Here is an 8,972-nt window from a genome sequence, read left to right on the forward strand (position 1 = left end):
TCAGGCACCTCCTGCCTTCGCCGGCTTCTCGACGATGTAAACCCCGTCCTGGAAGACGCGGTTGTCCTTGTCGGTGACCTTCGTCAGCTGTTCGATGTCGGCGGCGGTCTGCCCGACAGCCTCCTTGTCGGAGCCCGTCAGGGTGATCTCCTCGCCGTCGATCTGTACGTCCGTGTCGCCGCGGATCGGCGTCCGTCGTGCCGCCTTCTCCCCGAGGAAGTTCTCGATGACGACCTCGCTGCCCTCGACATCGACCTGCATCGGGAAGTGTGCGTAGTGGACTTCCATCTTGTACTCCCAGCCGTCGGTGACGCCGTGAACCATGTTGCGAACGTGGCTTTCGAAGGTGCCGACCGTCGCGGTGGTCTTGGCGTCATCGACGTCGGTCGCAATGACGACCTCGTCGCCCTCGACGCTGACGTCGATATCGGGGTACCAGAGGCGGCGTGAGACGCTGCCGTCCGGCCCCTCGACGGTGAGGTCGAGATGATCGACCGTCGCGGAGACGTCGTCAGGAAGTGTGATTGTTGTACTGGTCATTGTTAGTAGACGTATGCGATCACCTGGCCACCGATGCCCTGTTCGCGGGCCTCGTAGTGGCTCATGACGCCGTGGCTCGTTGTGACGATGAGCGACCCATAGTCGCGGGCCGGGAGGAACCGCTTCTCCCATTTCTCATAGCCGTCTGCCCCAACCGAGTAACGGGGTTTGACGATGCCACACTCGTTGATCGCGCCTTTCAGTTCGACCTCGAACTCGCCGGCTTTGCCGTTGTCGACGAACTCGAAGCCGTCGATGTATCCTCGGTCGTAGAAGACCTCAAGGATCGAGCCGATCGTGTTCGAGGCGGGCTGTACGGTGATACCGAGATGGCCGACGCTTTCGGCGTTATCGATGCCCGAAAGCGCGCTGGCCAGTGGATCATTGCCTGCCATAGTTAGCTGTACTTCCTGAATCCCATATCGCGGGCGACCTCACGGAAACACTGCCGACAGAGGTTGATGTCGTACTTGCCGACAAGCCCCTGTTTGCGCTCACACCGCCGGCATTCGAGCTCCTGGCCGGTTTCGGTGTCGGCGACCTCCGTGGTCTCCTCGCTGTCGTCTGTTGGCTGTTCGCTCTGGCTCATTCGTCGACCTCCACGCTATATTCGGATTCGAGATACGCCGCTGCGTCCTCGGGGGTCATCCGGTGGTTGGACGGGATCGACCGCGTCTCCCGATCACGTTTCGAGATCCGATACCCTGGCCGGACGAGCGTGATCGTCACGTCGAGGCCGTAGATACCGATCTGCGGATCGTACTCCTGGCTCGGGAACTCCGTGTGTTCGGCGATCCCGAAGCTGACGTTGCCGGTGTCGTCGAACTGCTCGATCGAGAGATCAGCCAGCGGCACCGCCGTCTCCAGGAAGGCCTCGGCGGCCTCGTTGCGGAGCGTCGTCTTCGCGCCGATCGGATCACCCTCGCGGATGTCGTAGGCCTGGACGGTCTGTTGGGCGAGCGTCCGAACGCTCTCCTGACCGGTGATCTCTTCGAGGATCTCTTGGGCGTTCTGTAGCTCGCGGCCGCCCTCGCCGACGCCCATGTGGACGACGACCTTCTCGATCCGGGGCTGCTGCATCGGGTGGAACTCTGTTGCTGACTCGCTCATTCGGCATCAGCCTCCTCGTCTGCGTCGTCGGCCTCGTCGGCTGCGTCGGCGTCCGCGTCAGCAGCCTCGCTGTCGTCAGCCTCGTCGGCCTCGTCGGCCTCGTCGTCAGCATCCGCAGCGTCGTCGGCTGCGTCAGCGTCGTCCGCACCAGCAGCGTCGCTGCCGGCGGCGAACTCGCTGTCGGCGTCGACGAAGTTCTCGTCGATGACGACGACGTACTCTTCGACCGTCTCGAAGCCGCCGCTCTCGTTGGATGCGTACACCGTGTTGGAGCCGCTGCCCTGCGTGACAACGATCTCGTCGATCTCACCGATGTCGCCGGCGTGTTGGCCGTCGACAGCGGTGACGAGCGCGCCCGCCTCGTAGGTGAAGTGGGCGACGATCGATTTGTCGTCGTTGTCGATGACGAGCGAATCGTTCGTCGCGTACTCGCTGGCATCCTCGACACGGATGTTTGTGCCGTCGTGGAGCGTCAGCTGGAAGTCGCCACCGGTGACCTGCTCCTTGCGGTCGATCTTCCCGAGGCGGCTGCCGGCGGCGTCGCCGTCGATCGGCGTCAGCGCGAGCCGGCCACCCTCATCGGGGAAGACCCGGTAATACTCCTCGCGTTCGGTGAAGGCGATGATGTCGAACATGCCGATCGGGCGGCGTTCGTCGCTGATGGCATCGCCGTTGACGAGGATCGAATCCTGGTTGAGCGCGTAGCGCGCTTCCTTCTTGGAGTCGACGTAGCCCAGCACATCTCGCAGCAACACGAGCAGCGGCACCCCGTCTTCGCCGTGGGGGCCAGCCCCTGCTTTGACCGTGTAGGTCTCGGTCTTCCGCTCGACCGGCCACGAGTTCGGCACTGAGAGCCGTTTCTGGTGGTTGCTCATTCGCTATCCTCCTCGCCGCGGAGCCGCGCCTCACGACGCTCGTCCTCAAGGGTCAGCTCGGTCACGGTGACGTTGCTGGCATCGAGCGGGCGGGGAACCTCCTCCCCGTCGGCTTTCTCGATGGTCACGTCTTCGACGTGGATGACGGCGTCCTTGAGGTCGACAGTGAGGACTTCGCCCTCGGTGCCGGCGAAATCGCCGCGCTGTACCTCGACGGTATCGCCCGCGTTGACGCGGACGCTGCGGCGCTCGTACTCCTCGCGGAGGTCGCTCGACAACGGGGCCATGACCTGCGTGTGTCGCTCGTGGAGCGACGCGGTCGCGTCGGCCTGTCGTTGTTTGTGTGGTTGTGTCGTCATACGATCATACTCGCCGTGGATGCGATGCTCCCGAAGCGTTCGGCGACTTCGCGTGCGATGGGCCCCTTGATGTCGGTGCCGCGGGGCTCCTCGTTTTCGTCGATGAGGACGGCCGCGTTGTCCTCGAACTTCATGCGAATGCCGTCGGGTCTGCGGATCGGCTTGCGCTGGCGGACGACGACCGCCTCCAGCACCTGCCGCCGCATTTCGGGCGTGCCCTTGGTGACCGAGACGGTCACCTTGTCGGCAAGCCCGGCTTTGGGGTGTCGATTCTTCGTGCCGGAGTAGCCAGCCACGCTGATGACGCGCAGTTCGCGCGCCCCACTGTTGTCGGCACACGTGATCAGCGAGCCCTTTTCGAGGCCCTGTGTCACGTCAGCTTTGAGGGCCTCCATCAGGCATCGCCTCCGGTTGCGACGACAACGTGGGATTTCGTCTTCGACAGCGGGCGGGTCTCCGCGATTGTTACTTCGTCACCAACATCGAGTCCGTCGAGTACGCCGGGTACGTGGGCCGGAATACGGGATCGGCGTTTCATATACCGATCGTATTTGGGCACGAACACGTCGTACTCCTGCTCGACGATGACGGTCTTTGCCATATCCGTCGAGACAACAGTCCCACTGCGGGTCTGGCCTCGAACGGGTAGCTGTCCGTAGAACGGACACGTCTCGTAGTCATACGCCTCCGGATTGTCTGGTTCCGGGGGCATGGGTACGTCAAGTCCTATCGCCATTTCGAATCTCCTGTGCGTTCGGTTCGCGCTGCAGGCCGCGCACACACGCTGTGTCCATCCACCGTTACGTAGACTCCGCCCTCGCATCCACCCGCGAAGGGGTTTGCGGAACATCCCGACGGCCAAGACTGACGGGGGCGAACCCCCGCAGTATCCTCGCCGAGTTCGAACGGAGACCCTGCGGCCGGACGGGCGGTCGAGCCCGCTGTGGCGTCTGCCACACCGGTCGCAGCGGCTTCATCTGTGTCGCCTGCAGTCTGGTCAGCGGTCGATACATCGAGTGCCATCTCGAAGGTTGTCCCCGCCTTGGGGACGCGTTTCTCACCCGAGTCAGTCGCAACGACGAACGTCTGCATCGTCTCGCTGACGATGCGGCCGCTGAGCCCGACAAGGTCGGGGTTGGGCGCGTCGGCGACCCGGAGCGGGACGCCGATGAGTTCGTGTCGCGTGAGTGTCTCGGGTGTCAGTGGCATCGTTATTCCTCAGTTTCGTCCGCGTCGAGATCACCCTCTTCGCGCTGGATCGTCTTGATCCGCGCGATGGCCCGCCGAAGCTTTTTCAGCTTGGTCGGATCCTCAGGCACGCCACCGGCGGCCTGCAGGGCTTTCGTGTTGAGCAGCTCGGTTTCGAGCTCTTCGAGTTCGACCTCGCGCTCGGCGGCCGTCATGTCGCGGAGCTCCTCGGGTCGGATGATCGCCATCAGTTATCAGCCTCCGTGTCGTCTGCGTCGTCACCGTCTTCCATCTCCTCGACGAGATCGGCGGCCTCCTCGGCCACATCCTCGTCAAGCTCCTCGTCGGCAACGGAGTCACCGTCGTCGTCAGCGTCGGAACCAGCTGACTCGTCGGCGTCGCCGTCGTCCGCATCGGCGTCGTCGGAATCGGCGTCCGCATCGTCGGCAGCGTCGCCGTCCGCGTCGTCGCCGGTCTCCTCTTCGATGACCTCCTCGACGATCTCCTCGTCGATCGCCTCGGCGGGATCCTCGTCGGGAACCTCGACATCCTCGTCGTCGCCGGGGGCGGCGTCGGCCTCCTCCGGCTCGCCGGCAAGCAGCTCCTCGACGCTCTCGTCATCGTCAGCGTCGACGACCGCCTGCTCGACGGGCTCGAACTCGACATCCTCGTGGATGGCGAAGTCGTCGGGCAGCGTTGCTCCCGGCGGGATGATCTTCACGGTCACGCCGATCGTGCCGAGCTTCATCACGGCGACGCCCTGGCCTTCGTCGACCACGTCTTGGGCGGGTTCGCCGTTGTGTTTGATGTAGCCCCGGTTGAATTTTTCAACTCTGGAGCGTGCACCCGTAACCTTCCCGCTGAGGACGATCTCCGCGCCGAGCGCGCCGGCTTCCATGATCCGGTCGATCGTGGTGTGACCGGCTTTCCGGAAGTACCAGCCGCGTTCGAGCGCGTTGGCCAGTCGGTCGGCGACGATCCGGGCGTTGAGATCCGGCTCGTCGACCTCTTGGACATCGACCTGTGGGTCGTCCATCCCGAACTCCTCGGTGAGGGTGGTGGTAATTTTCCGAATATTCTTCCCACCCTTGCCGATGACCATCCCTGGTTTCTCGGCTTTGAGGACGATCTGTGTGCCCATCGGCGTTTTGGCGATATCCATCCCGCCGTAGCCCGCCCGGTCGAGCTCTTCTTGGAAGAACTCGTCAATCTGGGCGCGCTGGAGGCCGTTTTCGATAAACTGCTGTTCGTCGGCCATCAGTTCTCCTCCTCCGGTGCTTCAAGCACCAGCTCAACATCACAGAGCGTGGTGTTCGAGGGGCTGGCGCGGCCAAAGGCTCGGGAGGTACGGCCCTGCTGTTCGCCCACCTTGTGGGGGGCGATGTGGGCGATCTCCATTGCGGGGCCGTCAAAGCCCTGCTCGGTGCCGTTGTTGCGGGCGTTGATCAGGAGCTTCTTGAAATCCTCGGCGGCCTTCTCGGGGTAGCGGCCGGCATCCCAGCCGTCGATATCCGAGCGGTGACCGACACCGGTGTTGTGTTGTTTGAACGGCACCGACCGCTCCTCGGCGATGACCGCATCGAGGTACTCCAGGGCCTCGCTGACGGGCATCCCCTTGATCGCGCGGGCGATGGCCTTGCTGTGCTTCAGGCTGATGGGCCGCTCCCGGATAATTGCTTTCGCGGTGGTGTCGGGGTCGGCCTCGACGCTGTAGTTGATTCCCATAGTTATTTGAGCGGCACGAACTTTGAGGAGCGGGTCGCGCCAATCCCGGCCTGTCCGTGCTCGACCGAGCTCCGGGTGAGCTGGAACTCGCCGAGGTAGTGCCCGATCATCTCGGGTTTGACCTCGACGCGCTCGAAGCTCTGTCCGGTGTAGACAGCGAACGTCAGCCCGACGAACTCCGGCAGGACGGGCATGTCCCGCAGGTGAGTTCGGAGGGGGTTGTCCGCCGTCTCCTCCTCGGTGCTGTCTCTGGCTTTTGCCAGCAGCTTCTGGTGTTCCGCGGACAGTCCACGGGTGATGGTGCGCCGCTGTCGAGCGGGAAGCAGTTCCGCAACCTCATCAAGCTCCATCTCTTGGAGCTCGTCGAGTGTGTGACCGCGGTAGGTGAACTCACCTTCACGGCCGGTTCGGTATTCAGTACTCATTAGTTACCTCCCGTGCTGCCACGTCCGGTGCGTTTCGAGGCGATATCGCCGACCTTCCGTCCCGGCGGGGCGTCCCGCGAGACCGATTTCGGCTTGCCGGGGTGTTGGCGGCCACCGCCACCGAAGGGGTGGTCGATGGCGTTCATCGCAACACCACGAACGCGGGGGTACTTCGTCCCGCGAGCCTTCATCTTGTGATGCTTGTTGCCAGCTTTGACAAACGGCTTCTCGGTGCGGCCACCGCCGGCGACGACGCCGATCGTGGCGCGACACTCGGGGTTGAGCCGTTTGACCTCGCCGCTCGGCAGTTGGATGACCGCAACGTTGCGGTCGTGGGTCATCAGCTGGGCGGAGACGCCCGTCGCACGGGCAAACTTCCCGCCGTCACCGGGGGAGCTCTCGACGTTGCAGATGAGGACACCCTCCGGGATCTCACCGATCGGGAGCGTGTTCCCGGGTTTGATCTCCGCGCTGACGCCGACCTGGATCGTCTCGCCGACGGTGACACCCTCGGGGGCGAGGATGAGGCGACGGTCGCCGTCCTCGAACTCCACGTCTGCGAGAGGGGCACTCCGGGCGGGATCGTGCTCGATGCCGACGATCTCGCCGGAGATCGTATCGGTGTCTTCGGACTTCTTGTGCGACAGTTCGGCTTTGTAGCGGTGTGATGGCGCGCGGAAGGTTGGGCCACCACGGCCGCGTCGTTGTCCCTGAATTCGTCGTCCCATCTTAGAACACCCCGATTCTGGAGGCGATCTCGGTTGCGTCGTCGTCCTCGCTCAGCGTGATCGTCGCCTTCTTCTCGGCATCCGGCGTGATCTGCGTGTTGATGTCGACGACGGTCACGTCGTACCGTTCTTCGATCTCGTCGCTGATTTCCGGCTTGTCGGCGTCGATATGGGTGATGAACTGGAGTTTGTTGTCGAAGTCCATCTCGTCCATCGCCTTCTCGGTGACCAGCGGATGTTCGAGAATCGAGTTCATCGGTCGGCCACCTCCGCGATCGCACTTTCGGTGTAGATCGTGAGTCGGCCGGCGTGGGTACCGGGCGCCAGATCCTCGACGTTGACATCGTGGGCGGTTGCCACGTCAGCACCCGCAAGGTTGCGGGCGGCCTTCGACGGCTCCTCGCTGGTCACGAAGAGGATCGATTTTGGCTCCTGGTATTTCCGGCCGCGGGTCGTTCCCTGGCCGGCACGGATCGTCTTCCCGTCGTCAGCGCGCTCGATGTCGTCGGCGACACCAAGCTCCTCAAGCAGGGAGACGACCTCCTGCGTTTTGACGAGATCCTCGAACTCGTCGCTGACGACAAGCGGGAGGTCGAGATCATCGTCGAACTCGTGGCCGCGGTCGGCGACGCGGTCGGCGTCGGCCGTGGCGGCGAGTGCGGATCGCGTTGCCAGCTGTCGTGTCTGTTTGTTGATCGATTTGCCCTGTTCCTTCTCGGCCTTCGGTGGGTGTGCACGACGGCCCCCAACGGCGTGGGGGACGCGTTTCACGACGCCGTCCTGCCGGGGGTCGTGAGACATGCCGCGGCCGCTGCCCATCGATTCGGCGGGCGTTCGCAGCCCGGCGAACTCGTCGGCACCGTAGGCCTGTTTCCGGTTTGCCTGTGCGGCGACGACGGCCTGCTGGATGAGATCCGGACGGAAATGTGTCTCAAAGATCTCCGGGAGCTCGACCGAGCCGGCGTCGTCACCGTTCAGGTCGCGTACTGTTGCCTGCATAGTTAGCCCTGATTGGATGCGGTTGAGACGTACCGAACCTCGGGATCGAGGCGCGGCTGGTCGTTCGGCCGGATGGCCGGGCGGAACCGCAGCAGCCGTTGGTTCGGCCCTGGCAGCGACCCTTTGATCAACACGTAGTTGCCGTCGACCTCGCCGTGGTTGACGAAGCCGCCGTCAACGCTGGCCTCGTCGCCGTCGCCGATATCGATCAGGCGTTTGTTGAGCTCGGTTCGCTGCTGGTAGCCGGTCTGTCCTTGCTGTGGCACCGTCGAACGGACGCGGGAGGGGTTCCACGGACCGAGGTTGCCGATCCGGCGTCGCCATCCCTGGCGGGCGTGTTTGCCCTTCCGTTTCTGGACGCCCCACCGCTTGACGGGGCCTTGGGTGCCTTTCCCTTTCGTGATCCCGGAGACATCGAGATACTCGCCGGCGCGGAACACGTCGTCAACGCTGTGTTCGCCGCCGTCTTCGAGGAGTTCGAGCCCGAAGTCGGCGCGCTCGCTGAGTGAGCCGCCGCCGACGCGTGTCTCCATGATGTCGGGTTTCTTCTTCGGAACGTTGGGACTCTCGTCGGGAACAGTGTGTGTGATCAGTCGCAGATCGTCCACGTTCCCGGCGTCGAGTTCGTTCCGGAGTGCCTCCGAATCGCTCTCGAAGGTATCTTCGGCCGGCAGGTCGAGGGCGCGGTCGAGTTCGTCGTGGAACTCGGTGGCCCAGACCTCGCTGACCGGCTTCTGTCCGTACGGCGTGTCTTCGTAGGCTCGGAGCGCGACCGCCCGCATCGGCGGTACCTCGACGACCGTGACGGGAACGGATTCCTCCATCCCTTCACGCGAGGAGTCCGCCTCGTCGTTGACCATGACAACGTGGGTCATGCCGGCCTTGTAGCCGGCAAAGCCCTGCGGCGCGGGTGCGCCGTCGTCGTCAGGCCACGAGCGGATGCGTGGGACTTCCGAGTCCGCACGCTTGCGGGGGCTAAAGCCCAGCGAGCCTTTGCGTGGTCTGCTTGGTTGTGGCATGTGG

At 64.0% G+C, this 8,972-nt stretch carries 16 protein-coding genes and 1 pseudogene; all 17 read right to left on the minus strand.

Annotated elements, in window-relative coordinates:
• Nucleotides 1-540, minus strand: a complete 540-nt coding sequence (locus HKK80_RS07895; RefSeq protein ID WP_411799065.1) for a 50S ribosomal protein L6 — start codon at nt 538-540, stop codon at nt 1-3.
• A gap of 2 nt (nt 541-542) precedes the next feature.
• The gene (locus tag HKK80_RS07900) at nt 543-935 is read right to left on the minus strand and encodes a 30S ribosomal protein S8 (RefSeq protein ID WP_120103451.1); all 393 of its coding nucleotides are present in this window, start codon (nt 933-935) and stop codon (nt 543-545) included.
• A gap of 2 nt (nt 936-937) precedes the next feature.
• The gene (locus HKK80_RS07905) at nt 938-1,129 is read right to left on the minus strand and encodes a 30S ribosomal protein S14 (protein ID WP_411799066.1); all 192 of its coding nucleotides are present in this window, start codon (nt 1,127-1,129) and stop codon (nt 938-940) included.
• Entirely contained in the window at nt 1,126-1,650 is a 525-nt protein-coding gene (locus HKK80_RS07910; protein WP_411799067.1) for a 50S ribosomal protein L5, read from the minus strand. Before HKK80_RS07910 ends, HKK80_RS07905 begins: the two co-directional genes overlap by 4 nt.
• Nucleotides 1,651-1,805: 155 nt before the next feature.
• Nucleotides 1,806-2,525, minus strand: a pseudogene (locus HKK80_RS07915) (30S ribosomal protein S4e); the annotation flags it as partial.
• Nucleotides 2,522-2,884 carry a 50S ribosomal protein L24 gene (gene rplX, locus HKK80_RS07920; RefSeq protein WP_411799068.1) on the minus strand — a complete coding sequence of 121 codons (363 nt, stop codon included), beginning with the start codon at nt 2,882-2,884 and terminating at the stop codon, nt 2,522-2,524. The pseudogene HKK80_RS07915 and the gene rplX, both read right to left, overlap by 4 nt.
• On the minus strand, nt 2,881-3,279 hold the full coding sequence (locus tag HKK80_RS07925) for a 50S ribosomal protein L14 (protein WP_120084042.1): 399 nt from the start codon (nt 3,277-3,279) through the stop codon (nt 2,881-2,883). Before HKK80_RS07925 ends, rplX begins: the two co-directional genes overlap by 4 nt.
• Nucleotides 3,279-3,620, minus strand: coding sequence for a 30S ribosomal protein S17 (locus HKK80_RS07930; protein ID WP_411799069.1), 342 nt, complete (start codon nt 3,618-3,620; stop codon nt 3,279-3,281). The genes HKK80_RS07925 and HKK80_RS07930 overlap by 1 nt, the downstream gene beginning before the upstream one ends.
• Nucleotides 3,611-4,093, minus strand: coding sequence for a ribonuclease P protein component 1 (locus tag HKK80_RS07935; RefSeq protein WP_411799070.1), 483 nt, complete (start codon nt 4,091-4,093; stop codon nt 3,611-3,613). The genes HKK80_RS07930 and HKK80_RS07935 overlap by 10 nt, the downstream gene beginning before the upstream one ends.
• A gap of 2 nt (nt 4,094-4,095) precedes the next feature.
• Nucleotides 4,096-4,320 (minus strand): 50S ribosomal protein L29, encoded by a 225-nt coding sequence (rpmC, locus tag HKK80_RS07940; RefSeq protein ID WP_411799071.1) that lies wholly within the window; start codon nt 4,318-4,320, stop codon nt 4,096-4,098.
• Nucleotides 4,320-5,330 carry a 30S ribosomal protein S3 gene (locus HKK80_RS07945; protein ID WP_411799072.1) on the minus strand — a complete coding sequence of 337 codons (1,011 nt, stop codon included), beginning with the start codon at nt 5,328-5,330 and terminating at the stop codon, nt 4,320-4,322. The genes rpmC and HKK80_RS07945 overlap by 1 nt, the downstream gene beginning before the upstream one ends.
• On the minus strand, nt 5,330-5,797 hold the full coding sequence (locus HKK80_RS07950) for a 50S ribosomal protein L22 (protein WP_411799073.1): 468 nt from the start codon (nt 5,795-5,797) through the stop codon (nt 5,330-5,332). The genes HKK80_RS07945 and HKK80_RS07950 overlap by 1 nt, the downstream gene beginning before the upstream one ends.
• Nucleotides 5,798-5,799: 2 nt before the next feature.
• Complete coding sequence (locus HKK80_RS07955) at nt 5,800-6,222, minus strand: 30S ribosomal protein S19 (protein ID WP_411799074.1); 423 nt, start codon at nt 6,220-6,222, stop codon at nt 5,800-5,802.
• Entirely contained in the window at nt 6,222-6,950 is a 729-nt protein-coding gene (locus tag HKK80_RS07960; RefSeq protein WP_411799075.1) for a 50S ribosomal protein L2, read from the minus strand. Before HKK80_RS07960 ends, HKK80_RS07955 begins: the two co-directional genes overlap by 1 nt.
• 1 nt (nt 6,951) lies before the next feature.
• Complete coding sequence (locus HKK80_RS07965) at nt 6,952-7,206, minus strand: 50S ribosomal protein L23 (protein WP_411799076.1); 255 nt, start codon at nt 7,204-7,206, stop codon at nt 6,952-6,954.
• Nucleotides 7,203-7,949, minus strand: a complete 747-nt coding sequence (gene rpl4p, locus HKK80_RS07970) for a 50S ribosomal protein L4 (RefSeq protein WP_411799077.1) — start codon at nt 7,947-7,949, stop codon at nt 7,203-7,205. Before rpl4p ends, HKK80_RS07965 begins: the two co-directional genes overlap by 4 nt.
• A gap of 2 nt (nt 7,950-7,951) precedes the next feature.
• Nucleotides 7,952-8,968 (minus strand): 50S ribosomal protein L3, encoded by a 1,017-nt coding sequence (locus HKK80_RS07975; protein ID WP_411799078.1) that lies wholly within the window; start codon nt 8,966-8,968, stop codon nt 7,952-7,954.
• Nucleotides 8,969-8,972 lie beyond the last annotated feature (4 nt).

Source organism: Halonotius sp. F2-221B, assembly GCF_046719765.1.
Classification (GTDB): Archaea; Halobacteriota; Halobacteria; order Halobacteriales; family Haloferacaceae; genus Halonotius.